Source organism: Microbacterium sp. (assembly GCF_041909575.1).
Classification (GTDB): domain Bacteria; phylum Actinomycetota; class Actinomycetes; order Actinomycetales; family Microbacteriaceae; genus Microbacterium.
In genome coordinates, this window is record NZ_JAYRDE010000021.1 from 1 (window position 1) to 24735 (window position 24735).

The 24735-nt window shown below is 70.0% G+C and carries 24 protein-coding genes; 10 read left to right on the plus strand and 14 right to left on the minus strand.

Annotation, left to right across the window (positions count from 1 at the left end; all coding sequences use genetic code 11):
* Window positions 1-364, plus strand: a 364-nt coding sequence (locus ACE3O1_RS05000) for a glycerol-3-phosphate dehydrogenase C-terminal domain-containing protein (protein WP_374313057.1), incomplete at its 5' end; no start/stop codon positions are given.
* Between the two features lie 70 nt (window positions 365-434).
* Complete coding sequence (gene glpK, locus ACE3O1_RS05005; protein WP_374313059.1) at window positions 435-1973, plus strand: glycerol kinase GlpK; 1539 nt, start codon at window positions 435-437, stop codon at window positions 1971-1973.
* A 1-nt stretch (window position 1974) separates the two neighbouring features.
* On the opposite strand, the gene ACE3O1_RS05010 is transcribed toward glpK, so the two are convergent.
* The 13 genes from ACE3O1_RS05010 to sdhC form a co-directional block, all read right to left on the minus strand.
* Complete coding sequence (locus tag ACE3O1_RS05010; RefSeq protein ID WP_374313061.1) at window positions 1975-2847, minus strand: Fpg/Nei family DNA glycosylase; 873 nt, start codon at window positions 2845-2847, stop codon at window positions 1975-1977.
* 34 nt (window positions 2848-2881) lie between these two features.
* Window positions 2882-3448, minus strand: a complete 567-nt coding sequence (locus ACE3O1_RS05015; protein ID WP_374313063.1) for a GNAT family N-acetyltransferase — start codon at window positions 3446-3448, stop codon at window positions 2882-2884.
* 406 nt (window positions 3449-3854) lie between these two features.
* Window positions 3855-4415 carry a hypothetical protein gene (locus ACE3O1_RS05020; protein ID WP_374313065.1) on the minus strand — a complete coding sequence of 187 codons (561 nt, stop codon included), beginning with the start codon at window positions 4413-4415 and terminating at the stop codon, window positions 3855-3857.
* A gap of 264 nt (window positions 4416-4679) precedes the next feature.
* Entirely contained in the window at window positions 4680-5684 is a 1005-nt protein-coding gene (trpS, locus tag ACE3O1_RS05025) for a tryptophan--tRNA ligase (RefSeq protein ID WP_374313067.1), read from the minus strand.
* 88 nt (window positions 5685-5772) lie between these two features.
* On the minus strand, window positions 5773-6621 hold the full coding sequence (locus tag ACE3O1_RS05030; RefSeq protein ID WP_374313069.1) for an exodeoxyribonuclease III: 849 nt from the start codon (window positions 6619-6621) through the stop codon (window positions 5773-5775).
* Window positions 6622-6675: 54 nt separating this feature from the next.
* A complete protein-coding gene (locus ACE3O1_RS05035; protein ID WP_374313071.1) occupies window positions 6676-6819 on the minus strand; it encodes a hypothetical protein in 144 nt (47 codons plus the stop codon).
* Window positions 6820-6994: 175 nt separating this feature from the next.
* Window positions 6995-7681, minus strand: coding sequence for a hypothetical protein (locus tag ACE3O1_RS05040; RefSeq protein ID WP_374313073.1), 687 nt, complete (start codon window positions 7679-7681; stop codon window positions 6995-6997).
* A gap of 144 nt (window positions 7682-7825) precedes the next feature.
* Entirely contained in the window at window positions 7826-9130 is a 1305-nt protein-coding gene (locus ACE3O1_RS05045; RefSeq protein WP_374313075.1) for a YihY/virulence factor BrkB family protein, read from the minus strand.
* A 9-nt stretch (window positions 9131-9139) separates the two neighbouring features.
* Window positions 9140-10381, minus strand: coding sequence for an MFS transporter (locus tag ACE3O1_RS05050; protein ID WP_374313077.1), 1242 nt, complete (start codon window positions 10379-10381; stop codon window positions 9140-9142).
* A 10-nt stretch (window positions 10382-10391) separates the two neighbouring features.
* The gene (locus tag ACE3O1_RS05055) at window positions 10392-11180 is read right to left on the minus strand and encodes a succinate dehydrogenase iron-sulfur subunit (RefSeq protein WP_374313079.1); all 789 of its coding nucleotides are present in this window, start codon (window positions 11178-11180) and stop codon (window positions 10392-10394) included.
* Window positions 11180-13009, minus strand: a complete 1830-nt coding sequence (gene sdhA / locus ACE3O1_RS05060) for a succinate dehydrogenase flavoprotein subunit (RefSeq protein ID WP_374313081.1) — start codon at window positions 13007-13009, stop codon at window positions 11180-11182. The genes ACE3O1_RS05055 and sdhA overlap by 1 nt, the downstream gene beginning before the upstream one ends.
* Before the next feature lie 40 nt (window positions 13010-13049).
* Window positions 13050-13505: a succinate dehydrogenase hydrophobic membrane anchor subunit gene (locus ACE3O1_RS05065; RefSeq protein ID WP_374313084.1), complete on the minus strand. Its 456-nt coding sequence runs from the start codon at window positions 13503-13505 to the stop codon at window positions 13050-13052.
* On the minus strand, window positions 13505-13942 hold the full coding sequence (sdhC, locus tag ACE3O1_RS05070; RefSeq protein WP_374313086.1) for a succinate dehydrogenase, cytochrome b556 subunit: 438 nt from the start codon (window positions 13940-13942) through the stop codon (window positions 13505-13507). Before sdhC ends, ACE3O1_RS05065 begins: the two co-directional genes overlap by 1 nt.
* 186 nt (window positions 13943-14128) lie before the next feature.
* Between sdhC and ACE3O1_RS05075 the strand changes: the two genes are divergently transcribed.
* The 8 genes from ACE3O1_RS05075 (at window position 14129) to ACE3O1_RS05110 (ending at window position 23644) form a co-directional block, all read left to right on the plus strand.
* A complete protein-coding gene (locus tag ACE3O1_RS05075; protein WP_374313088.1) occupies window positions 14129-15244 on the plus strand; it encodes a mannose-1-phosphate guanylyltransferase in 1116 nt (371 codons plus the stop codon).
* Between the two features lie 151 nt (window positions 15245-15395).
* Window positions 15396-16520, plus strand: a complete 1125-nt coding sequence (locus ACE3O1_RS05080) for a BMP family protein (RefSeq protein WP_374313090.1) — start codon at window positions 15396-15398, stop codon at window positions 16518-16520.
* A gap of 98 nt (window positions 16521-16618) precedes the next feature.
* Window positions 16619-18136, plus strand: a complete 1518-nt coding sequence (locus ACE3O1_RS05085) for an ABC transporter ATP-binding protein (RefSeq protein WP_374313092.1) — start codon at window positions 16619-16621, stop codon at window positions 18134-18136.
* 17 nt (window positions 18137-18153) lie between these two features.
* A complete protein-coding gene (locus tag ACE3O1_RS05090) occupies window positions 18154-19470 on the plus strand; it encodes an ABC transporter permease (RefSeq protein WP_374313119.1) in 1317 nt (438 codons plus the stop codon).
* Complete coding sequence (locus ACE3O1_RS05095) at window positions 19467-20759, plus strand: ABC transporter permease (protein ID WP_374313094.1); 1293 nt, start codon at window positions 19467-19469, stop codon at window positions 20757-20759. Before ACE3O1_RS05090 ends, ACE3O1_RS05095 begins: the two co-directional genes overlap by 4 nt.
* Before the next feature lie 9 nt (window positions 20760-20768).
* Window positions 20769-21170 carry a cytidine deaminase gene (locus tag ACE3O1_RS05100; RefSeq protein WP_374313096.1) on the plus strand — a complete coding sequence of 134 codons (402 nt, stop codon included), beginning with the start codon at window positions 20769-20771 and terminating at the stop codon, window positions 21168-21170.
* Window positions 21167-22477: a thymidine phosphorylase gene (locus ACE3O1_RS05105; RefSeq protein WP_374313098.1), complete on the plus strand. Its 1311-nt coding sequence runs from the start codon at window positions 21167-21169 to the stop codon at window positions 22475-22477. Before ACE3O1_RS05100 ends, ACE3O1_RS05105 begins: the two co-directional genes overlap by 4 nt.
* A 51-nt stretch (window positions 22478-22528) precedes the next feature.
* Window positions 22529-23644 (plus strand): adenosine deaminase, encoded by a 1116-nt coding sequence (locus ACE3O1_RS05110; protein WP_374313100.1) that lies wholly within the window; start codon window positions 22529-22531, stop codon window positions 23642-23644.
* Window positions 23645-23735: 91 nt separating this feature from the next.
* Here ACE3O1_RS05110 and ACE3O1_RS05115 read toward each other — a convergent pair whose 3' ends face one another.
* Window positions 23736-24623, minus strand: coding sequence for an endonuclease domain-containing protein (locus ACE3O1_RS05115; protein WP_374313102.1), 888 nt, complete (start codon window positions 24621-24623; stop codon window positions 23736-23738).
* Window positions 24624-24735 lie beyond the last annotated feature (112 nt).

Genomic DNA, 24735 nt, shown 5'->3' on the forward strand with positions numbered 1-24735 from the left:
CCCGGCCGCGCGCGTCGCAACGCTGCTCGACCGCTATGGCACCGTCGCGACCGACATCGTGGCGGCGATCGCCGCCGACCCCGACGATGCCGAGCTCGAGAGCGTCCCGGGCTACAGCACCGCCGAGCTGCGCCACCTGGCGGCCACCGAGGACGTCGTGCACCTCGCCGACATCCTCCTGCGCCGCACCAGCATCGCCTTCATCGGCGGCGCCACCGAGCCGGCGGCCCGCGAGATCGCGGCTGCGGTCGCCCCGGTGCTCGGGTGGGACGCCGACCGCATCACCGCCGAGGTCGAGCTCGGTCTCGCGCGCGTGCATGCCGCAGATCCGACCTGGGCCGGGGCATCCGCAACCTCGCGATAGCCTGACCGCAGCCGGCGATGCCGGCGCAGCAGCCGTGCGGGCGGTGATGCCCGCGAGGAAGGAGACGACGGTGGCCGATCACGTCCTGGCGATCGATCAGGGGACCACATCGACCCGGGCGATCGTCTTCGACTCGACGGGTGCCATCGTGTCGGTGTCACAGCGCGAGCACGAGCAGATCTTCCCGCGCGCCGGCCGGGTCGAGCACGACCCGGTGGAGATCTGGACCAGCGCCGAGTGGGTCGTCGCGTCGTGCCTCTCGCGCGCCGGGATCGCGGCATCCGATGTCGCCGCCGTCGGAGTGACCAACCAGCGCGAGACCGCCGTCGTGTGGGACCGCCGCACGGGGCGCCCGGTGCACAACGCGATCGTGTGGCAGGACACCCGCACGCAGCCTCGCATCGACGAGCTCGCCGCCGACGGCGGCACGAACCGGTTCGCCGAGGCGACCGGGCTTCCGCTGACGACCTACTTCTCGGCGTCGAAGATCGCGTGGATCCTCGAGAACGTGCCGGGGGCGAGGGATGCCGCGGACGCCGGCCATCTCGTGTTCGGCACCCCCGACACCTGGGTGATCTGGAACCTCACCGGCGGCGCCCGGGGCGGCATCCACGTCACCGACGTGACCAACGCCTCTCGGACGCTGCTGATGGATCTGCGCACGCTCGACTGGTCCGACGAGCTCCTGGCCGTGTGGGGCATCCCGCGGTCGATGATGCCCGAGATCCGCTCGTCGTCCGGGGTCGTCGGCATGACGGCGCTGCCCGATGTGCTGCACGGCACCCCGATCGCGGGCATCCTCGGCGACCAGCAGGCGGCGACCTTCGGCCAGGCGGCCTTCGAGGCCGGCGAGTCGAAGAACACCTACGGCACCGGCAACTTCCTGCTCGTCAACACCGGCACCGACATCGTGCGCTCCGAGAGCGGGCTGATCACCACCGTGGCCTACCGATGCGGCGACGAGCCCGCGCGGTACGCGCTGGAGGGCTCGATCGCCGTCACCGGCTCGCTCGTGCAGTGGCTGCGCGACAACCTCGGGATCATCCAGCGCTCCGAAGATGTCGAGACGCTGGCGGCCACCGTCGACGACAACGGCGGCGCCTACTTCGTCCCCGCGTTCTCGGGGCTGTACGCGCCGTACTGGCGGCCCGACGCGCGCGGCGCTCTCGTCGGCATGACGCGCTACGTCAACAAGGGCCACATCGCGCGCGCGGCGCTGGAGTCGACGGCCTTCCAGACCCGCGATGTCATCGAGGCCGTCGTCGCGGACACCGGGCGCGAGCTCGACGAGCTGCGCGTGGACGGCGGCATGACCCGCAACGACGCGCTGATGCAGTTCCAGGCCGACATCCTCGGCATCCCCGTCGTGCGCCCGAAGGTCGTCGAGACGACCGCGCTCGGCGCGGCCTACGCCGCCGGCCTCGCGACCGGCGTGTGGACGGACCGCGACGCCCTCCGCGGACACTGGCAGGAGGACGTGCGCTTCGAGCCGGGCATGGCCGCGGACGAGCGCGAGCGCCGCTACCGGCTGTGGCAGAAGGCGGTGTCGAAGTCGCTCGACTGGGTCGACGACGATGCCCGCACCCTCATGGGCACGACCGGGAGCTGACCTACTTCAGCAGCCGCGACAGCCGCCGGTCGGCGAGGATCTTTCCGCCGGTCTGACACGTCGGGCAGTACTCCAGAGAGTTGTCGGCGAAGAAGACGCTGCGCACCTCGTCGCCGCACACCGGGCAGGCCCGGCCTCGGCGTCCGTGCACCTTCATGCCACGGCGCTTGGCGTCCTTGAGCTCCGCCGGGGGCTTGCCGGATGCCTCGGCCACGGCCTCCGTGAGGGTGTCGGTCATCGCGGCGAAGAGGCGGTCGACGTCGGCGTCGTCGAGGCTCGACGCGAGCGCGTACGGCGACATCTTCGCGGCGTGGAGGATCTCGTCGGAGTAAGCGTTTCCGACGCCGGCGATCGTGGCCTGGTCGCGAAGGACGCCCTTGATCTGGGTGCGACGTCCTGCCAGCAGACCGGCCAGGGTGTCGCGCGTGAAGCCCGGGTCGAGCGGGTCGGGGCCGAGGCGCGCGACGCCGGGGACATCGGCGGGATCGCGCACCACGTACACGGCGAGCGACTTCTTCGTCCCCGCCTCGGTGAGGTCGAACCCCGAGCCGTCGGAGAGGGCGACGCGCAGGGCGATCGGGGTCTTGCCAGGCCGGATGAGCGTGGTCGGCAGCTGATCGTAGAACCGCAGCCACCCGGCCTTGGCGAGGTGGAACACGAGGTGCGGATCATCGGACTCGCTCGCCGTGGCGAGGTCCACGAACTTGCCGTGCCGGGCGACGGCGCCGATGCGCGCCCCCTTCAGGGCATCCACCGGCGGATCGTACGTCTTCAGCGCCGCGATGTTCGCGACCATCACGCGCGTGACCTCCAGGCCGGTCACGCGTCCGCGGAGGAACTCGACCAGCCCCTGCACCTCGGGCATCTCGGGCATGCGGCCATCCTGCCACGCGCTCGAGCGGCGAGGCTCAGCTTTCGAGGACGGGCCAGGGCTGCGGCATCCGCTCGTCGTCCGTGAGCAGTGCGGCGATCCAGCCGTCGTCGCGGTGCTTCGCGTTGGCCAGCGCCTGACGCAGCAGGCCCTCGTACCGGAAGCCCAGGGCGCTGGCGACACGGGCGGACGCGACGTTGCCGACGACGGCGCGCCACTCGATGCGGGTGAGCCCGGGACCCTCGGCCGAGAAGCCCCAGTCGAGCACGGCGTTCGCGGCTTCGCGCAGGCGGCCGCGGCCGCGGGATTCCGGGGCCATCCAGAATCCGATCTCGCCGTTCCCGTCTCCCTCCATGCGGTAGAGGCCGATGGTGCCGATGAGGCGGTCGTGCTCGCGGATGCCCCACGTGACATGGCGCCCGGCCTCCCAGTCCTTCGGGATCCGCTCCACGAACTGCTCCGCGTGCTGCCGCTCGTACGGGTACGGGACCGGCGTGTAGCGCTGGATGCCGGCATCCTGGCACGCGGCGAAGATTCCGTCGACGTCGTCCTCCCGCGGCAGGGCGAGCTCGAGGCGGGGCGTGCGCAGGACGACGGGCTCCATGCGCCCAGGCTATCCGGGGGCGGGGGGCGGTGCCGGGCGGCCGGCCGTGCCGGGCGGCCGCGCGCTGGGCGGCTCGGCGGCCCGGCGTGAGAGCTGCATGCGCCTGAGCGTGTGCACAACGTCGGCAGAATCGGAGCGGGCCACGTCACAGGCGCAGTCACCGCCACGGTTGATGGGATTTTGCCGACATTGTGCTCGGGCGTCCTCCCCAGCCCGCTCGGCCGGGGCGACGATCCCCAGAAGGCGCGCCGACGGTCTCCGTGGATCCGCGGGCCCGCAGTGTGGGGGCATGACGCGAACCGATGATGATCCCGCGAGGGTGCTCAGTGCGACGTCGCTGACCTATTCCGAGCTGCGAGCCGACCTGTCCCGGCGCCAGATCACGCGACTTCTGACGGACGGACTTCTAATCCGGCTGCGGAAAGGCTCGTTCGTGCGCGGCGACTGTCCGCCGGACCTGATCGCTGCAGCACGCGCGGGGGGCCGCCTTGACTGCGTGTCGCTCTTGAGAGTGCTCGGTGTGTTCGTCTTGGAGCGGTCGATCACCCACATCCAGATGGACCGGACCTCCACCCGGATTCAGCCCCGGAACGCCGGCACGATGCGCCATTTTCGCACGACGGCCGCGTCCCGCGGCGGGCTCGCGGCCGACCTCGTGGAAGCGGTCGCCCAAGCCTGTCGCTGCCAATCGCCGCGCGCCGCGCTTGCGACGCTCGACTCCATCTGGCACATCGGTCTGCTCGACGAAGCGGGGATCGCAGCAGTCTTCGGGAGGTTGCCCCGGAGGTACCAGGCCCTGCGACCGCTGCTCGATCGCCGGAGCGAATCCGGCCCAGAGACGCTTGTTCGACTGATGGTGAGGAGCCTCGGCCTCGAGGTGGACATCCAGGTGTGGATCGACGGCGTCGGACGGGTCGACCTCGTAGTGGACGGGTGGCTGATCATTGAATGCGACAGCGAAGCTCACCACGCAGGCTGGATCGCGCGGAAGCGCGACAGCCGACGAGACCTTGCAGCCGCCGCGTTGGGCTACACGACCATTCGTCCGATCGCCGAAGACATCATGCATCACCCGGAGGTGGTGGTGCGCGCTGTGCGCGGGCTCGTCTCGGCCCGGGGGAGCGTGCACAACGTCGGCAGCCCTCCAGGGGCGCCCTGTGAAGGGCCGTTTTGGGCGTCCGCTCAGCCCCCGGGGCCGCGGTTGGCCACGGCGACCGCCCCGCGACCGGCGTCAGACCCGGCGCAGCAGTCCGACCTTGTCGTAGACGTCGGCGAGCGTCGCGTCGGCGACGGCGTCGGCCTTCGCCGCATTCGCCGCGAGAACGCGGTCGAGCTCGGCGGGGTCGGCGAGCAGGTCGAGCGCGCGCTGGCGCACGGGGCCGAACTCCTCCACCACGACCTCGGCGAGGCCCTTCTTGAAGTCGCCGTAGCCGCGGCCCGCGTACTCGTCCTCGATCGACGGGATCTGCCGGCCGGTGAGGGCGGCGTAGATCACCAGCAGGTTCGAGACGCCCGGCTTCTCCTCGCGGTCGTACCGCACCGTGCCGTCGCTGTCGGTGACGGCGCGCATGATCTTCTTGGCGCTGACCGACGGCTCGTCCAGGAGCCACAGCACGCCGGCGTCCGACTCGGCCGACTTCGACATCTTCGCCGTCGGGTTCTGCAGGTCGAAGATGCGGGCGGTCTCCTTCTGGATCACCGGCATCGGCACCGTGAAGGTGGTGCCGTAGCGGCTGTTGAAGCGCTCGGCGAGATCGCGCGTCAGCTCGACATGCTGCTTCTGGTCATCGCCGACCGGCACGATGTCGGTCTGGTAGAGCAGGATGTCGGCGGCCATCAGCACCGGATACGTGAACAGGCCGACCGAGGTGACGTCGGAGCCGTAGCGCTGCGACTTGTCCTTGAACTGCGTCATGCGACCGGCCTCGCCGAAGCCGGTGATGGTCGAGAGGATCCAGGCCAGTTCGGCGTGCGCGCGCACGTGCGACTGCACGTACAGCGTCGACTTGGCGGGCTCGATCCCCGCGGCGATGTACTGCGCGGCGGTGCGGCGCGTCTTCTCACGCAGCTCGCCCGGGTCATTCGGCACCGTGAGGGCGTGCAGGTCCACGACCGAGAAGAACGCGTCGTACGACTCCTGGAGGTCGCGCCACTGCAGGAGTGCCCCGATGTAGTTGCCGATCTGGAGGGAGTCGGCGGAGGGCTGCATTCCGGAGTACAGGCGCGGTTTGCTCACCCGACAATCCTAGGGTCGCCGGGTGGGGGCCCGAACCGCAGGCACCTGCGGAAGGAGAACAGCGGATGCCGCACCCGCCGTCGTCCGTTCAGAGACCGATCGCGTAGTCGGCCACGACGGGGGAGTGATCGCTCCACCGCGTGTCCCATGACGGCGCGCGGACGACCCGGTAGTTCGAGACGCGCTCCGCGAGCGCCGGAGTCGCCAGGTGGTAGTCGATGCGCCACCCGCTGTCGTTGTCGAACGCCCGGCCCCGCATCGACCACCACGTGTAGGGCCCGTCGACCTCGCCGTGCGCCGCCCGGCCCACGTCCACCCAGCCGAGTCCGGAGCCCGTCGATCCGTCGACGCCCGCGACCTGCTCGCCGGCGGGGCCGAGGAACCGGTCGAAGTACGCGCGCTCGCGCGGCAGGAAGCCGGCCTTCTTGACGTTGCCCTTCCAGTTGCGGATGTCGAGTTCACGGTGCCCGACGTTCAGGTCGCCCATGACGACGGTGAGCGGGGAAGACTGCTCGAGCTGCGGCATCCGCCTCTCCATCGCGTCGAGGAACGCCCACTTGGCGTCTTGCCGCGGGGTCTCGGCCTCGCCGGTGTGCACATAGGCGCTGACGACAGTGAGGCGCTCGCCGTCGATGTCGAGGTCGGCCTCGATCCAGCGGCCGGCCGAGTCGAGCGGCTCAGGACCGAGGACCCGCCGCACCTCGATCGCGGGCAGGCGGCTGGCGATGGCGACGCCGGCGCGGCCCTTGGCGAGTGCCTCGTCGTTGACGAGCTCCCAGCCGGGCAGCACGTTCTGGAGCTCCTCGAGCGTCGCGCGCACCTCTTGCAGGGCCATGACGTCGACGTCGGCTTCGTCGAGCCACTCGATCATCCCCTTGCGGGTGGCGGCGCGGATGCCGTTGACGTTGACGGAAGCGATGCGGACTCGGCGTGGCACGACCGCCAGCCTAACCCGGGGCGCCGACACGCTCACGGCCGGGCAGGGGAACGATCAGGCGTGCGGTGTCGAACCGGAGCGGGCGGCGTAGAACGGGTCGGTGTTCGACAGCATCCACTCCACCAACGGACCGCCATCGGACGTGAAGACCACGTCGACCGGGAAGGCGGCGGAGGAGTGGCCGACCACGTCGCGCACGCGACATACGGGGCACCGTCGATCGTCAGCACATCGAATGCGCCTTCCCGACCGACCGATTCAGTGAAGGGGACCCACACGCGCGCTTCAGCCAGCTGCGTCAGCCAGTCCTCGACCGAGACCTCTCCCACCGAGGCGCGGCGCAGGGACACCTCGAGAGGGTTGTTCGGAAACGTCACATCGTGCCTTTCGATCCGGGAAGCTTTCCGGCGAGGAGCCGGCTGGTCTCATCGTCCAGCTGCACGACGTCGACCATTCCGACATCGGGTTCGCGACTCAGCCCCTCCACGACGGCACGAACCGCATCATCGGAGCCCTGCACCCCGACGGTCAGCACGAAGCGCCGTGCCACCAGCCGGTCGAAGACGAAGGTCTCGATCTCCTCGCCGGTGTGCCTGGCCAGGAAGTCCCTGACTCGATCCGCCTCGGCCGACCGGGCGGGAAGCACCTCGAGATCCCCCACCAGGACGGCCTGGCCGTCCGACCCCGCGACGATGCCGTCGATCATCGCCTGCAGGGCTCCCGGGCCGAATCGCACCGGGGCCGGCCCTGCCGGGTCGAACAGGACGGCGTCCACTCCCTGTCGGTGCGCGATCTCAGCCACGCGGTCTCCTCGCACCGTCGCGACAGCCGGCCCGCCGAACCGCTGGGCGGCCTCGCTCCCGGAAAGCACCGCGATCGCACGGATCCCCGCCGAGTCGGTCAGGATCGCCGGAACCTGCTGGCCCGCAGCCTCTGCAACGAGCAGCGCCACATCCTGCTCCCGTAACGCCGCCCCCAGAGCGTGAGAATCCTGCGCCGCCAGAGCCTGCGCGACCGAGTTCGACCCCTGCTCACTCCTCCGCTTGAAACCGAACTTCACGATGCATCCGCTCCTCACGCAACCCACTGCCGATTGGCCGGAGAAATCTCCGGCCAAAGAGCAGACTCCGCCGTGGCGCGGAATATGACACCAGACCTCGGCGAACGCCATTCCGGATCCGATGCCCCGGTTCTGCCGACCCCGTCAGCGGCGTCGGCGGCCAGGTTTCGCCGGCGGTGCGACAGCGGCTCCGGCCGGCTCGACCGGGCCCCTCGCCGGGGGCGTGCCGGGTGCCTTCTTGGCGTGGGGGATCGCCGGCGCGGCGGCCTCGACCTGGCGCAGCTCCTCCTCGGCCTCGTGCACGGCCCGGTCGGCGAGCGGAACGCGCCACCACCGCGCCTGCGCGCGCGCATCCTTCGCGGTGCGCAGCCGCACCTGCGCGGCCAGCAGCAGTGCATCGTGCTCGGCGGCGAGCCGCTCCGCCTCGGTGGGCGGGAGGAGCACGACGTCGCGGTCGCGGGCGGCGACGGCGACCCAGGATGCCGCGGTGAGCAGGACGATCCCCATGAGGCGGAACCACAGGAGCATGCCGATGAAGAAGGCGAATCCGGCCAGCAGGGGGTTCGAGGGCGTGTAGCTCAGCAGCAGGCCGGCGCCGAGCTGCAGCACGGACAGCCCGAGACCGCCGATCATCGCTCCGGGCCAGATCCGCCGCCACGGCAGCTTCGTCCCGGTGAGGAAGCGGAACAGTCCGACGAGGGCGGTCGAGGTGACCGCGAAGCCGACGAAAAGCGAGCCCAGGCGAACCGTCGCATCCACGAGGTTGCTCGCCTTCGTCATGCCGAAGAGGGAGAAGATCCAGTCCACGGTCGTGCTGCCGACCGAGCTCAGGGCGGCACCGAGAATGAGGGCCGCCCCGAAGATGACGGCGGCCAGCAGGTCGCGCGCCTTGAGCAGGAAGTAGCTGCGGCGGTCCGGGGGGATCGCGAACAGCTCGCGCACCGCGCGGCGCGTGTACGTCACCCAGTCGATCGCCGTCCAGATGAGGGCGCCGAGCGCGATCACGCCCGTCCATCCGAGCACGCCGGCGCTCTCGGACGCGACCTCCTGCACGGCCTCCGGCGTGGCGAACGCACTGTCCGGCGCGATCAGCCCGGGGATGTAGCTGTTGATGAGATCGATGAGCCGATCGACCGCCTCCTCGCTCCCGCCGAGCCAGAGCCCGGCGATCGCGAACAGAAGGTAGATGGCGGCGAAGCAGGCGAACAGGGCGACGTAGCTCACTCCGGCCGACAGGAGGAAGCCGTTCTCGATGAGGAAGTTGCGCCACACGCGCACCGGGAACCACGCCATCGTCGCCTCGGTGATCCGCGTCGCGCGGTTGATCGGGGCGTCGAACCGCTGGCGGAGGTTGTGCTCGGTCTGCTCCCACCGCTCGCGCAGCGACTCCTCCTCGCGCTGCGCGGCATCCGCCGCCGCGCGGGCGTCCGGCGGGGGCGTCTGCGTCACGGTGTCAGATTAGCGACTGCGCGGGTCGGTTTCGGACGCCCCGGTCGCCGGTGCGGTCACGCCCGCCGGCGAGGAAGCGGTCCGGAATCGCGGCACGGCGAACAGGATCGCGGCCAGGGCGACGGCGGGCAGCAGGAAGGCGAGCCCCAGTCCGGGCCCGTCGGCCAGCACACCGACCACCACGGCGCCCAGGATCGCGCCGGCGTAGTTGAACAGGTTGACGCGCGCGATGACCTGGTCGCTGTGCTCCGGCGCGAGGTCGCCGGCGGCGCCGAACGTCACCGGGATCAATACGCCCGCACTCACGCCCGCCAGCGCGAACCCCACGATCGCCGCCGCCGGGAACGGGAGCAGGGCGATGATCACGCAGCCGACGGCGGAGACGGATGCCGCGACGGCGACAAGTCGGCCCCGCCCGACGGCGGGCACGAGGCGATCCGTCGCGAGCCGCGTGATCAGGACCACGGCCTGGTAGGCGGCATAGCCCAGGGGAGCGATCCACGCGAGCGCGGCGAGGTCGTCCTGCAGATAGACGGTGCTCCACGTGCTCACCGCCGAGTCGGCGACGAACACCGCGAGGATCACGAGCCCGAACGCCCAGATGCCGGCGCGGGGGAGCTTCGCGCGCTCGGCCGCCGGCAGCGCCTCGTCGATCGGCACCTCGCGAGCGAAGAACCGCAGTCCCGCGAGGGCGACCCCGAGCGCGATCGCCGCGGCACACGCCAGCGCGACCCCGGCGCCGACGGCCGACAGCGCGACCCACGAGACGAGAAGGGCCCCCGCGATGGCGGCGGCGGTCGCGGCGGCGAAGAAGCCGCCCAGCAGGTGTCGTCCATAGGAGCGCTGCACGGCCACACCCTGCATGGCGGCGGCCGCGTCGACGCATCCGAGCCCCACGCCGAACACCGCGAATGCGGCCGCGAACACGGGGAACGGCGTCGGGAGGGCGATCACCGGCAGCGCGATCGCCTGCACCAGGAGGCCTAGGGTCAGTGCGGTCCGGCTGCCCCACCGCACGGCGATCGCGTTGGCGATCACCGAGCCGAGCGCCGCAGTGATCGCGACGCCGAGCACCAGGATCGTGACGACGTCGTCCCCGACGTCCTGCCGCGCCTTGAGCGCCGGCAGCGACGTCACGATGACGGCGTAGCCGAGGCCCTGCGCCGCGTAGGCGGCGGTGACCGCCCCGCGGGCGGCGCGCAGCGCTGGATCGGACGGGGCGAGGGGCGCGTCGCGCTGCGACTGGGTCACGCAGGGAAGCTTAGGGCCGCCCGCGCAGAACCGCCTGCTTCACCTCGGCGATCGCCTTCGTCACTTCGATGCCGCGGGGGCACGCCTCGGTGCAGTTGAAGGTCGTGCGGCAGCGCCACACGCCTTCCTTGTCGTTGAGGATGTCGAGTCGCACGTCGCCCGCATCGTCGCGCGAGTCGAAGATGAAGCGGTGCGCGTTGACGATCGCGGCGGGGCCGAAGTACTGGCCGTCGGTCCAGAACACCGGGCACGACGAGGTGCACGCGGCGCACAGGATGCACTTCGTGGTGTCGTCGAAGACCTCGCGGTCGACGATCGACTGGATGCGCTCCTTGCCCGGCTCGGGCTTCGAGTTCGCGATGAGGAAGGGCTGCACCTCGCGGTACGACGCGAAGAAGGGCTCCATGTCGACGACGAGGTCCTTCTCGAGCGGCAGGCCCTTGATCGCCTCGACGTAGATCGGCTGCGAGATGTCGAGATCCTTGATCAGCGTCTTGCAGGCCAGGCGGTTGCGGCCGTTGATGCGCATCGCATCGGAGCCGCAGATGCCGTGGGCGCAGGAGCGCCGGAACGTCAGCGAGCCGTCGACCTCCCACTTGATCTTGTGGAGAGCGTCCAGCACGCGGTCGGTCGAGTACAGCTCGACGTCGTAGTCGACCCAGCGCGGCTCCTCATCGACCTCCGGATCGAACCGGCGGATGATGAAGGTCACGAGGAACGACTGGATGCCGGTGTCGGCCGGCGTCTGGACGTCGGTGGTCGCCTCCGTGGGCGCGTCGACTGCGACGAGACTCGCCATCAGTACTTCCTCTCCATCGGCGGGTATCGCAACTCGCCGGCCTCGTCCTTCGTGAAGACGACGGGCTTCCAGCCGAGCCGGATGTGGTCCTCGGAGTGCGACGATCCGGCATCGCCCGACAGGTACGCCATCGTGTGCTGCATGTAGTTCTCGTCGTCGCGCTGGGGGAAGTCGTCGCGCATGTGACCGCCGCGGCTCTCCTTGCGGTTGCGCGCCGTGACGACGACGACCTCGGCGATGTCGAGCAGGAAGCCCAGCTCGACGGCCTCGAGCAGATCCGTGTTGAACCGCTTGCCCTTGTCGTCGACGTGGATGTTCTTGTACCGCTCGCGCAGCTCCTCGATCACGTCGAGCACTTCGCCGAGGGATTCGTCGGTGCGGAACACCTGGGCCTTGCGGTCCATCTCGTCCTGGAGCCTCTTGCGGAGCACGGCGATGCGCTCGGTTCCCTGGTTGGCGCGCAGTCCCTCGATCAGGCCCCGCACCTCGGCGGCCGGGTCCTCGGGCAGCGGCACGAACTCGGCCGTCTTGACGTACTCCACCGCGTTCTTGCCCGCGCGCTTGCCGAACACGTTGATGTCGAGCAGCGAGTTGGTGCCGAGGCGGTTCGAGCCGTGCACCGAGACGCACGCGCACTCGCCGGCGGCGTACAGGCCGGGGACGACGGTGGTGTTGTCGGCGAGCACCTGGGCGTCGTTGTTGGTCGGGATGCCGCCCATGGCGTAGTGCGCGGTCGGCATGACCGGAACGGGCTCGACCACGGGGTCGACGCCGAGGTACGTGCGGGCGAACTCGGTGATGTCGGGGAGCTTCGTCTCGAGCACCTCGGCCCCGAGATGGGTGCAGTCCAGCAGCACGTAGTCGCGGTGCGGCCCGGCGCCCCGGCCCTCGGCCACCTCCTGCACCATGCAGCGGCTGACGATGTCGCGCGGCGCGAGGTCCTTGATGGTCGGGGCGTAGCGCTCCATGAACCGCTCGCCCGAGGCGTTGCGGAGGATCGCGCCTTCTCCGCGCGCACCCTCGGTGAGCAGGATGCCGAGCCCGGCGAGACCGGTCGGGTGGAACTGGAAGAACTCCATGTCCTCCAGCGGCAGGCCCTTGCGCCAGATGATGCCGACGCCGTCGCCGGTCAGGGTGTGCGCGTTGGAGGTCGTCTTGAAGATCTTGCCGAAGCCGCCGGTGGCGAAGATGACGGCCTTGGAGTGGAAGACGTGCAGGTCGCCGGTGGCCAGGTCGTAGGCGACGACGCCCGCGATCTCGGTCTTCGCCGCGGCATCCTTCACCGTGATCAGGTCGAGGACGTAGTACTCGTTGAAGAAGTTGATGCCGAGCTTGACGCAGTTCTGGAACAGCGTCTGCAGGATCATGTGGCCGGTGCGGTCGGCGGCGTAGCACGCGCGGCGCACCGGGGTCTTGCCGTGGTCGGCGGTGTGCCCGCCGAAGCGGCGCTGGTCGATCTTGCCCTCGGGGGTGCGGTTGAACGGCAGCCCCATGTTCTCGAGGTCGATGACCGCGTCGATGGCCTCTTTCGCGAGGATCTCGGCGGCGTCCTGGTCGACGAGGTAGTCGCCGCCCTTGACGGTGTCGAAGGTGTGCCACTCCCACGAGTCCTCTTCGACGTTGGCCAGCGCCGCCGCCATGCCGCCCTGTGCCGCGCCCGTGTGTGATCGAGTCGGGTACAGCTTCGAGATGACGGCCGTCTTCGCGCCGGGTCCGGCTTCGATCGCGGCCCGCATGCCGGCGCCGCCGGCACCCACGATCACGATGTCGAACTGGTGGTAGTGGACGCCGTCCTTGACGTAGCTGTCGGCGGTGGCTGTCGTGGTCACAGGGGAGGGTGCTTTCTTCGTCTGCGGGATTACGGCGCGATCAGTTCAGTCCGAGCTCGGTGCAGCGCTCGAAGAACTGGCTGTCGGGGGTGACGCCGCTGCACGGGTCGAACGCGAAGACGACGAGCGTGCCGAGGAGGATCAGGAAGCCGGCGGAGAGCCACAGCGCCCAGACCAGCACCGTGCGCGTGCGCTGGTGGGCGACGTAGTCGTTGACGACCGTGCGCATGCCGTTGGCGCCGTGGATCAGCGCGAGCCACAGCATGAGGATGTCCCACCACTGCCAGAACGGGTTGGCCAGCTTGCCGGCGACGAAGCCCCAGTCCAGGCCGTGGATTCCCTCGCCGAGCATCAGGTTGACGAACAGGTGGCCGAAGATGAGGACGATCAGCAGCACGCCCGAGACGCGCATGTAGATCCAGCCCCACTTCTCGAGGTTCGGACCCTTGCGGCGGACGGCGGAGCGGGGAGCGCGGGGCTCGGCGATGGCGGTCATCAGTGGCCTCCCTGCCCGAGCTCGGAGAAGACGTTGATCAGATGCCGCGGAACGAAGCCGAGCATCGTGACGACCCAGAGCCCGAGAACGCCCCACCAGAGCTGGCGCTGCATGCGCGTGGCCCACGAGAACATGTCCACGAGGATGATGCGCAGGCCGTTGAAGGCGTGGTACACCACCGCTCCGACGAGGGCGACCTCGCCGACGCCCATGATCGGGTTCTTGTAGGTGCCGATGACCGCGTCGTAGGCCTCGGGCGATACGCGGATCAGCGCGGTGTCGAGCACGTGGACCAGAAGGAAGAAGAAGAGTGCGATGCCGGTGATGCGGTGCAGCACCCACGACCACATGCCTTCGTTCCCGCGGTACAGGGTGCCGCGCGGGACTCGGGACGTGGTTTCGGATACCGACGGTGTGACGCGTGCTGGTGCAGACACGGCCGTCCTCCCTGGATCGAACATGATGGGGCGGAATCGATGCCCCTGAGGTGTCCCGGCTCTCTCGGGCCGGGTCATCGGCGTCACGCGGGCGCTCCGTACATCTTATTGCGGCGCGTCGCCGGGGGGCGACGAAGGTGTGCCTTAGTCCAGGCGTCTCCGACCCGGCGCCGATAGCCTGTGGTCATGCCTGAGCCGATCGACGACTTCTACGCCGTGATCCCCGCCGGGGGGATCGGCAGCCGGCTGTGGCCGCTCTCCCGCGCCGATGCGCCGAAGTTCCTGCACGACCTGACGGGATCGGGTCAGACCCTGCTGCGCGACACGTGGGACCGGCTCGAGCCGCTGGCGGGGCCGGAGCGCATCTCCGTGGTGACGGGGCGCGCGCATCGCGCCGCGGTCGAGAAGGAGCTGCCCGGCATCCCGGACCGCAACGTCTTCCTCGAATCCGAGCCGCGCGACTCGGCCGCCGCGATCGGGCTCGCCGCGGCCATCCTCTCCCGGCGCGAGCCGGACGTGATCATCGGTTCGTTCGCAGCCGACCACGTGATCCGCGTGCCGCACCTGTTCGAGTGGGCGGTGCGGCAGGCGGTCGCGACCGCGCGCGAGGGCTACATCTGCACGATCGGCATCCAGCCGACGGAGGCGTCGGTCGGATTCGGATACATCCGCAAGGGTGAGGGCCTGGTCGTCGAGGGGGCCCCGGAGGCGGCGCTCGTGGAGAGCTTCGTGGAGAAGCCCGACCTCGAGACCGCGAAGGAGTACTTCGCGAACCGGTCGTACCTGTGGAACGCAGGCATGTTCATCAGCCGGGCCGACGTCCTGCTGGGGGAGATCGCCGACAACCAGCCGCAGCTGTACGCGGGTCTGATGGACCTCGCCGAGGCGTGGGACGACCGCGAACGCCGCGGACCCGTCGTCGACCGCGTGTGGCCGACGCTCACGAAGATCGCCATCGACTACGCCGTCGCCGAGCCGGCGGCCGCGCGGGGTCGGCTCGCGGTGATCCCCGGCCACTTCGACTGGGACGACGTCGGCGACTTCGCCAGCCTCGCCAAGCTGAACTCGGGCGGTCGCAAGAACGATCTCGCCATCCTGGGGGAGAACGCCCGCGTCCTGTCCGACGCCGCCAGCGGAATCGTGGTCAGCCAGACCTCGCGGGTGATCAGTCTGATCGGCGTCCGCGACATCATCGTGGTCGACACCGAGGACGCGCTCCTGGTGACCACGAGCGAGCACGCGCAGCGCGTGAAGGGCGTCGTGGACGCCCTCAAGCTCAACGGTCGCGGCGACGTGCTGTGAATCCCGCGGTCGTGACGGGCGCGTCTCGTCGTATTGCGTCTTTGTAACCATTCGGCGTACCCGGGTCCGCGCGACTGCAACCCGCCCGTCACAGTGGGTAACTTTGTGCAGTCCCCGTGAAGGACGCGGGGCCGTACAAACGGAGGCTGAGTTGACCATCTCACGCACCAAGAAGCTCGCCGGTGTCGTCGCCGCTGCGGGCCTTCTCGTCGCCCTGGCGGGCTGCGGCGCCGCTCCCGAGACCGCGCCCACGTCCGAGGAGACGACCCCCGAAGTCGTCGAGGGCTTCCAGCCCTGCCTCGTGTCGGACGACGGCGGCTTCAACGACAAGTCGTTCAACCAGTCCGCGCTGACCGGCATGGAGACCGCCGCCGAGGAGCTCGGCGTCGAGGTGATCGAGGTCGAGTCGTCCTCGGCCAACGACTACGCGCCCAACCTCGAGAACCTCGTGGCCGAGGGCTGCACGTTCATCGTCGCCGTCGGCTTCAAGCTCTCGGCCGACACGATCGCCTCGGCGACCGCGAACCCCGACATCGACTACGCCATCATCGACGACTCGGCCGACGCCGACTTCAACGGCGAGTCCGACGCCCCGAACATCAAGCCGCTCCTGTTCGACACGGTGCAGGCCGCGTACCTCGGCGGTTACGCCGCGGCCGCATGGTCCGACGCTGCCGGCGTCAACAAGGTGGGCACCTTCGGCGGCATCCAGATCCCGCCCGTGACGATCTTCATGGACGGCTTCGTCGACGGCGTCGCGAAGTTCAACGAGGACAAGTCGGCCGACGTCCAGACCTTCGGCTGGGATGTCGAGGCTCAGGAGGGCTCGTTCACCGGCGGCTTCGCCGCGAACGACACCGCCAAGCAGACCGCGCAGGGCATCCTGGACCAGGGCGTCGACGTGGTGCTCCCCGTCGGCGGCCCGATCTATCAGAGCGCCGCGGCGGCGATCGATGACGCCGGCTCCGACGCCCTGCTGATCGGTGTCGACTCCGACCTCGCCGCCGTCGACCCGTCGGTCGCCGACCTCGTGCTCTTCTCGATCATGAAGCGCATCGACGTGGCCGTCCACGACGCCACCGTCCAGGCCGCCACCGGCGACTTCGACGTCACGCCCTACGTCGGCACGCTCGAGAACGAGGGCGTCGGACTCTCCGGCTTCGGCGCGTTCGAGGCCGAGCTGCCCGAGGGCCTGGCCGACGAGCTGGCCGCGCTGCAGGAGGCGATCATCTCCGGCGAGCTCGAGGTGACCTCGCCCAGCTCGCCCGCGCAGTGATCTCGCTGTAGCGAACCGCTGCTGACCGCGGCCGGGTGGATGCCTCCACCCGGCCGCGGTTCTTCCAGCCCGATGGAGACACTGGATAAGGTGCAGATATGAAGCTCGAGCTCCGTGGCATCACGAAGCGCTTCGGATCCCTCGTCGCGAACGACCACATCGATCTCGTGGTCCAGCCCGGAGAGATCCACGCCCTGCTGGGCGAGAACGGCGCAGGCAAGTCCACGCTCATGAACGTCCTCTACGGTCTCTATCAGGCCGACGAGGGAGAGATCCTCCTGGACGATGCCGTCCAGAACTTCCGGGGGCCCGGCGATGCCATGGCCGCCGGAATCGGCATGGTGCACCAGCACTTCATGCTCATCCCCGTCTTCACCGTCGCCGAGAACGTGATGCTGGGCCACGAGAGCACGAAGGCACTCGGAGCGCTCGACCTCAACAAGGCCCGGCAGCACGTCCGCGACGTCGCCCAGCGCTTCGGCTTCGAGGTCGACCCCGATGCGATCGTCGGCGACCTGCCGGTCGGCGTGCAGCAGCGCGTCGAGATCATCAAGGCGCTCTCGCGCGACGCGAAGGTGCTCGTGTTCGACGAGCCCACGGCGGTCCTGACCCCACAGGAGACCGACGAGCTGATGGCGATCATGCGCCAGCTTCGCGATGAGGGCACCTCGATCGTGTTCATCACCCACAAGCTCCGCGAGGTGCGGGCGGTCGCCGATCGCATCACCGTCATCCGGCTCGGAAAGGTCGTCGGCGAGGCGGCGCCGACCGCCACCAATGCCGAGCTCGCCTCGCTCATGGTGGGCCGTGCCGTCGAGCTCACCGTGCACAAGGACGAGGCGAAGATCGGCGAGGGCGGACTCTCGGTCGCCGACCTGCGGGTGGTGACCGCCACGGGCGCCGTCGTCGTCGACAACGTCAGCTTCGACGTGCGGCCGGGCGAGATCCTCGCCCTCGCCGGTGTGCAGGGCAACGGCCAGACCGAACTCGTCGAGGCGATCGTCGGCCTCGCGGACCGCACCACCGGCTCGATCACCCTCGACGGAGTCGAGCTCGTCGGCAAGAGCGTGCGCGGCATCCTCGACGAAGGCGTCGGCTTCGTGCCGGAGGACCGCACCGAGGACGGACTGGTCGGCGGGTTCTCGGTCGCCGAGAACCTCATCCTGGATCGGTCGGGCGACCGGGAGTTCATGCGCGGCGGCACCATCCGCCGCGCCGCCCTCGAGGAGTTCGCTGCAGCGCGCATCGCCGAGTACGACATCCGAACCCAGGGCCCCGACGTCCCCGCCGGCACGCTGTCCGGCGGCAACCAGCAGAAGGTCGTGATCGCGCGCGAGATGAGCCGCGAGCTCAAGCTCCTCGTCGCCGCGCAGCCGACGCGCGGCGTCGACGTCGGATCCATCGAGTTCATCCACACGCGTATCGTCGAGACGCGCGACTCGGGCGTGCCCGTGCTCGTGGTCTCGACCGAGCTCGACGAGGTCGCCGCCCTCGCCGACCGCATCGCCGTGATGTACCGCGGCGCGATCGTGGGCATCGTGCCCGGCGACACCCCGCGCGACGTGCTGGGTCTGATGATGGCCGGCGAGACGCCGGGAAGCGGGGTGGCAGCGTGAGCGACGACGGCAAGGGCATGACGCCGGGGGCGTCCGAGCCCACGCGAGGTCTTCCTCCCGAGCAGCTGCCCACCGTGTCGGGGCCCCTGACCGGAAGCCCCGAGGCCGAGGTTCTGCCGCCGCCGCGGGAGAACGTCGCCATCAAGGAGATGCTCCGCAGCAACTGGGTGACCACGATCCTCGCGATCGTCGTCGCCATGGTCGTGGGCGGCATCCTGATGGCACTCACCGACGAGGACGTGCGCGCGACATCCGTGTACTTCTTCGCCCGCCCGGGCGACACTCTCGTCGCGGTGTGGAACTCGGTGTACGGCGGATACGAGGCGCTGTTCCGCGGGGCGATCTTCAACCCGCGGGCGTCCGACTTCGCCACGCAGATCCGCCCGCTCACGAACACGCTCGGCTTCGCGGCGCCGCTGATCGCCGCCGGCCTCGGCGTCGCCCTCGCGTTCCGCGTCGGCCTGTTCAACATCGGCGGCCGCGGTCAGATGCTCATCGCCGCTGCCGTCGCAGCGCTCGTGACGTTCAACCTCGACCTGCCGATGTTCCTGCACCTGCCCCTCACGCTCGCCGCCGGCATCGCGGGCGGTGCGATCTGGGGTGGCATCGTCGGCGTGCTGAAAGCCCGCACCGGCGCGCACGAAGTGATCCTCACGATCATGCTCAACTACGTCGCGTTCTACCTCGTGGCGTGGATGGTGCGCACGCCGGGCCTGCTGCAGCGCGCAGCGGAGGACCAGCCGATCTCGGACCCGACGCCGCCCAGCGCGCAGTTCCCGAACCTGCTCGGCGAGCGGTTCCCGCTGCTGGACTGGGGCTTCGTCATCGTCATCGGCGCGACCGTGTTCGTGTGGTGGCTCATCGAGCGCTCGAGCCTTGGTCTGCGACTGCGCGCCGTGGGCGAGAATCCCCACGCGGCGCGGGCCGCGGGCATCTCGGTGCAGCGCATGTACATCTACGCGATGCTCTTCGCGGGCGGTCTGGCCGGCCTCGCCGCCATGAACCAGATCCAGGGATCGGTGACCAGCGGGTTCGACGGCACCATCGACGCGGAGATCGGCTTCACCGCGATCACCGTGGCACTGCTCGGCCGCAGCCGCGCCTGGGGCGTGTTCGCCGCCGGCCTCCTGTTCGGCGCCCTCAGGGCGGGCTCGTTCACGATGCAGGCCTCGCAGGGCATCCCGGTCGACATCGTGCTCGTCGTGCAGTCGCTCATCGTGCTGTTCATCGCTGCACCTCCGCTGATCCGCACGATCTTCTTCCTGCCGAAGACCGACGCCGAGAAGGCCGCCAAGGCGAGAGCCAAGGCCGCGAAGAAGGCGGTGAACGCATGACCGCCCTCGCGCCCGCCACCGCCGCCGACGGCACGATCCGGCTCGCGACCGTGAAGGTCCGCCACTGGAAGCTGGCCATCAGCCTCGGGATCGCCACGATCCTGCTCTTCCTCCTGTTCCTCCTCGTGCCGCGCGGAGGCGTCAGCACGTTCCGCCTGAGCGACCCGACCTCGTCGATCGCGCTGCCCAATGTCAGCGTGCCGGCAGGCCCCACGATGTGGGGCGTGCTCGTCCTGCTCGTGCTGCTCACGCTGTGGGCGGTGTGGGATGCCTGGTCCTACCGCCGGACCGGAATCTGGCTGCCGATCGTCTTCGGAGTCCTCGCGATCTTCGCATTCCTCACGTGGTCGGCGGCGTCCGCGGCCGCGTCGGTGCCGGTCACGAGTCTCCTGTTCGGATCGCTCTCCCTCGCCGTGCCGCTGATCTTCGGCGCACTCGGCGGTGTCATCGGCGAACGGGTCGGCGTGGTCAACGTCGCGATCGAGGGCCAGTTCCTGCTCGGCGCCTTCAGTGCGGCGCTGCTGGCCAGCATCACGGGCAACCCGTTCGTCGGCCTCATCGGCGCGATGATCGGCGGCGTGCTCGTCGCGTTCGTCCTGGCGGCGTTCTCGATCAAGTACCTCGTCGACCAGGTGATCGTCGGCGTCGTGCTCAACGTGCTGGTCGCGGGCCTCACCGGATTCCTCTACGGCGCGCTGCTCGTTCCGAACGAAGAAGCCCTCAACCGCCCCATCCGCTTCACGCGCTGGGAGATCCCGGTGCTGGGTGACATCCCGATCATCGGTCCGGTGCTCTTCAACCAGACCTTCATCGTGTACCTCATGTACTTCACGGTCGCGATCGTGGCGTGGGGTCTCTACCGCACCCGGTGGGGACTGCGCCTCCGTGCTGTGGGCGAGCACCCGCAGGCCGCCGACACGGTCGGCATCAAGGTCAACACGAGCCGCTTCTGGAACGTGTCGCTCGCCGGGGCGATCGCCGGCATCGGCGGCGCGTACTTCACGCTGGTCTCGGTGCCGCAGTTCACCAAGGAGATGACGGCGGGGCTCGGCTTCATCGCCCTCGCCGCGGTCATCTTCGGCCGCTGGGACCCGATCCGGGCGACCCTCGCGGCGCTGCTGTTCGGCTTCGCCACGAACCTGCAGAACCTGCTGACCGTGCTCAAGACGCCGATCCCCAGCGAGTTCATGCTGATGCTGCCGTACCTCGTCACGATCATCGCGGTCGCCGGATTCGCCGGGCAGATCCGCGGTCCGGCGGCGGCCGGCAAACCATACATCAAGGGCTGAGAGGCGTTCGTGACAGACATCGACTGGGATGAGCTGCGAGCCGCTGCGACCGAGGCCATGCAGCGCGCGTACGCACCGTACTCGCGCTACAAGGTCGGCGCCGCGGCGCTCGTGACGGACGGCCGGATCGTGACCGGCTGCAACGTCGAGAACGCCTCGTACGGGGTCGGCCTGTGCGCCGAGTGCGGGCTGGTGAGCGAGCTGCAGATGTCCGGCGGCGGCAACCTCGTCGCGTTCGTCTGCGTCAACGGGCACGGTGACACGATCATGCCGTGCGGCCGCTGCCGTCAGCTGCTGTACGAGTTCGCGATCCCCGGGATGCTCCTCGAGACCGTGTCCGGCATCCGCACCATCGACGAGGTCCTGCCCGACGCGTTCGGGCCGCGCGACCTCGAAGAGGCGGCGCGATGACCGCGGACGGCGGGACGAGCACCGTCGAGCCGCACGACGCGGTCGACGTGATCCGCACCAAGCGGGACGGCGGCGAGGTCCCCGAGGACGCCCTGCGCTGGATGGTCGACGCCTACACCCGCGGCTACGTCGCCGACTCGCAGATGGCGGCGTTCGCGATGGCGGTGCTCCTCAACGGCATGACGCGGGGCGAGATCCGCGTCATGACCGACGCCATGATCGCCTCGGGCGAGCGCATGAGCTTCGCGGGACTCGGCAAGCCGACGGTCGACAAGCACTCCACCGGCGGCGTCGGCGACAAGATCACGCTCCCGCTCGCGCCCCTGGTCGCGGCCTTCGGCGTGGCGGTGCCGCAGCTCTCGGGCCGCGGCCTCGGTCACACCGGCGGAACGCTCGACAAGCTCGAGTCGATCCCGGGCTGGCGGGCCGCGCTCTCCAACGACGAGATGTTCGCGCAGCTGCGCGACGTCGGCGCCGTGATCTGCGCGGCCGGCTCCGGCCTCGCGCCGGCCGACAAGAAGCTGTACGCGCTGCGCGACGTCACCGGCACGGTCGAGGCGATCCCGCTGATCGCATCGAGCATCATGTCGAAGAAGATCGCCGAGGGCACCGACTCGCTCGTGCTCGACGTCAAGTTCGGCTCGGGCGCCTTCATGCGCGACGTCGACCGTGCGCGCGAGCTCGCCCGCACGATGGTCGCGCTGGGGACCGACTCCGGTGTGGCGACGACCGCCCTCCTCACCGACATGAACACGCCGCTGGGCCTCGCCATCGGGAACGCGAACGAGGTCCGGGAGTCCGTCGAGGTGCTCGCCGGCGGGGGACCTGCCGACGTGGTCGAGCTCACCGTCGCCCTCGCGCGCGAGATGCTGGCCCTCGCCGGACAGCCCGACGCCGACGTCGAGGCGGCGCTGCGCGACGGGCGCGCGATGGACGCGTGGCGCGCCATGATCCTCGCCCAGGACGGGGACCCGGATGCCGCGCTCCCGGCGCCGAACGAGTCGCACACCTTGACCGCCCCGTCGTCGGGGTTCGTGACCCGCATCGAGGCGCTGCCGTTCGGCATCGCCGCGTGGCGCCTCGGTGCCGGACGCGCCCGTGCCCAGGACCCGGTGCTCCACGCCGCGGGGATCGACCTGCACGCGAAGCCCGGCGACCGGATCGAGGCCGGACAGCCGCTGTTCACCCTCCTCGGCGAGGATGCCTCCCGGTTCGAGCGTGCACTGGAGGCCCTCGAGGGCGCCTGGGAGATCGGGTCCGATGCTCCGGCCCCGGGCCCGCTCGTGCTCGAACGCATCACGGCCTAGGCTCAGGCATCCGTCCCCCACCCCCCGCAGAACGCCTCCCGAGGAGAACTCATGCCCATCGACCAGCACGCAGACGCCCTCCTCGACGGCGTGTCGATCCGGAGTCTGCCGAAGGTGTCTCTGCACGACCACCTCGATGGCGGGGTGCGGCCGGCCACGATCATCGAGCTGGCGGACGAGATCGGGCTCGACGTGCCCGAGTCCGACGCCGACGACCTGGCCGACTGGTTCGCCGAGAAGAGCGATTCCGGGTCGCTCGTCGAGTACCTCAAGACCTTCGACCTGACGACGGCGGTCATGCAGACCCGCGAGGGGCTGACGCGCGTCGCGCGCGAGTTCGTCGAGGACCTCGCCGCCGACGGCGTGATCTACGGCGAGGTGCGCTGGGCGCCTGAGCAGCATCTGGCCGGCGGCCTGTCGCTCAACGAGGTCGTCGAGGCCGTACAGGAGGGCATCGAAGAGGGTGAGGATCTCGCCGAGAGCGGCGGGCGCGACATCCGCGTCGGCCAGCTGATCACCGCGATGCGTCACACCGACCGCTCGCTCGAGATCGCTCGGCTCGCGGTCGACTGGCGCGCTCGCGGTGCCGTCGGCTTCGACATCGCCGGTCCCGAGGACGGGTTCCCCGCCTCGAACCACCGTGCGGCGTTCGACTACCTCGCGTCGGAGTTCTTCCCGGCGACCGTGCACGCGGGCGAGGCGGCCGGTCTCGACTCGATCCGATCCGCGCTCATCGACGGGCGCGCCCTGCGCCTCGGCCACGGCGTGCGCATCGCCGAGGACCTCGAGGTCGTCTCGCGCGCGGGCGAGGAGGTGCTCGTGCAGTTCGGCGACCTCGCGCGCTGGGTGCGCGACCGCGAGATCCCGCTCGAGCTCTCGCCGTCCTCGAACCTGCAGACCGGCGCGGTCGAGCGCTGGGGCACCACGATCGAAGACCACCCGTTCGATCTGCTCTACCAGCTCGGATTCGCCGTCACCGTGAACGTCGACAACCGCACGATGAGCCGTACGTCGCTCACGCGCGAGCTCGCGCTGCTGGCCGAGACGTTCGAGTACAGCCTGGACGACCTCGAGGCCTTCCAGCTCAACGCCGCGGCCGGCGCCTTCCTGCCCGTCGAGGAGCGCGAGGAGCTGATCGAGCTCATCGCCGAGGGCTTCGGCGCCTGACCCGTGCCCGACCGGCCGGCCCGGCCGGTGCCGTAACTCCTCAGATTGGCCGGATTCCGCCGGTCTGACGGCGCAAGACCGGTCGAAACCGTCAACTTCTGAGGAGTTGTTGCGGCCGCGGCGGTCGGCCGCGTCCGCGACGGGAGACGCGCGGCCCGTGATCGAGCACGGCCTGGAGAGCGGTGCGGACCTCGTCGCGATGGAAGAAGATGTCCTCGGCGAGGATCCGGACGGTCGAGTATCCGAGGGCTGCGGCGGCCAGGTCTCGCCTCCGGTCCTTCTTCCGAGCCTCCCAGGACGAATGGAACTCCGTGCTGTCGCACTCGATGATCAGCCAGCCGTCGACCACGAAGTCGACCCTGCCGACTCCATGGATGACGACCTGGACCTCGAGGTGGCAACCGAGGGTGCGAAGCACAAGGCGCATCAGCGATTCGGAGCCCGCCTCGCTCCGGGCGTCGAGGAGGGGCCGCAGGGCCTGATGGCGGCGAGGGAGTCTCGCGAACACTCGCGCGAGGTCGGCTTCGTCGATGAATCCGAGATGCAGCGCGCTGTCGAGAGTGGCGATCGCCGCTCGGGGATCCTGGCACTTCACGGCTTGTGCGAGGGCTTCGACCCGGTTCGCGAGGAGCGCGTCGGGCGGAGCCTCCGACGCCCGCCAGTGACAGACGACCCCGTGCGGACGCTCGGGGAGCCTGCTGGCGCCGACGTCGACCTGCAGGTGGAGCGGAGGCGTCGCGAGCACGAAGACGCCGAGGTGCCGGAGCAGGGAGAGGCAGTCCAGCCTGCCGCCCAGCGTGCCCGCGCGGATCACCTCTTCGTGCACGTCGGCTGTGACATATCGCCCTCTGCGCAGGCGGATGAGCGTTCCGGCGGCGAGGGCACGATCGATCCCATCTCGCGTAAGGCCCGCCTGGTGAAGGGCAGCGCGGGTGATGAACGACGTCACGGCGGGACGGGATGCGGGCTGGGGCGACATCGCTCGATCCTCTTCCTCCTCCTTCGCCGCGGTCGTGCGGCCCCGAGATCGGTGGGCTACCGGGCGCGGTGGGCGTCGGGGGAGGAGGCGGTGCAGCCACGCGACCGATCGC

What these genes read in the sequence shown, in the direction of transcription:
- ACE3O1_RS05010 (WP_374313061.1), bottom strand. Translation starts at nt 2,847, where the DNA reads ATGCCCGAGATGCCCGAGGTGCAGGGGCTGGTCGAGTTCCTCCGCGGA.
- ACE3O1_RS05015 (WP_374313063.1), bottom strand. Translation starts at nt 3,448, where the DNA reads ATGGAGCCCGTCGTCCTGCGCACGCCCCGCCTCGAGCTCGCCCTGCCG.
- ACE3O1_RS05055 (WP_374313079.1), bottom strand. Translation starts at nt 11,180, where the DNA reads ATGGCGAGTCTCGTCGCAGTCGACGCGCCCACGGAGGCGACCACCGAC.
- ACE3O1_RS05065 (WP_374313084.1), bottom strand. Translation starts at nt 13,505, where the DNA reads ATGACCGCCATCGCCGAGCCCCGCGCTCCCCGCTCCGCCGTCCGCCGC.
- ACE3O1_RS05075 (WP_374313088.1), top strand. Translation starts at nt 14,129, where the DNA reads ATGCCTGAGCCGATCGACGACTTCTACGCCGTGATCCCCGCCGGGGGG.
- ACE3O1_RS05085 (WP_374313092.1), top strand. Translation starts at nt 16,619, where the DNA reads ATGAAGCTCGAGCTCCGTGGCATCACGAAGCGCTTCGGATCCCTCGTC.
- ACE3O1_RS05090 (WP_374313119.1), top strand. Translation starts at nt 18,154, where the DNA reads ATGACGCCGGGGGCGTCCGAGCCCACGCGAGGTCTTCCTCCCGAGCAG.
- ACE3O1_RS05095 (WP_374313094.1), top strand. Translation starts at nt 19,467, where the DNA reads ATGACCGCCCTCGCGCCCGCCACCGCCGCCGACGGCACGATCCGGCTC.
- ACE3O1_RS05105 (WP_374313098.1), top strand. Translation starts at nt 21,167, where the DNA reads ATGACCGCGGACGGCGGGACGAGCACCGTCGAGCCGCACGACGCGGTC.
- ACE3O1_RS05110 (WP_374313100.1), top strand. Translation starts at nt 22,529, where the DNA reads ATGCCCATCGACCAGCACGCAGACGCCCTCCTCGACGGCGTGTCGATC.
- ACE3O1_RS05115 (WP_374313102.1), bottom strand. Translation starts at nt 24,623, where the DNA reads ATGTCGCCCCAGCCCGCATCCCGTCCCGCCGTGACGTCGTTCATCACC.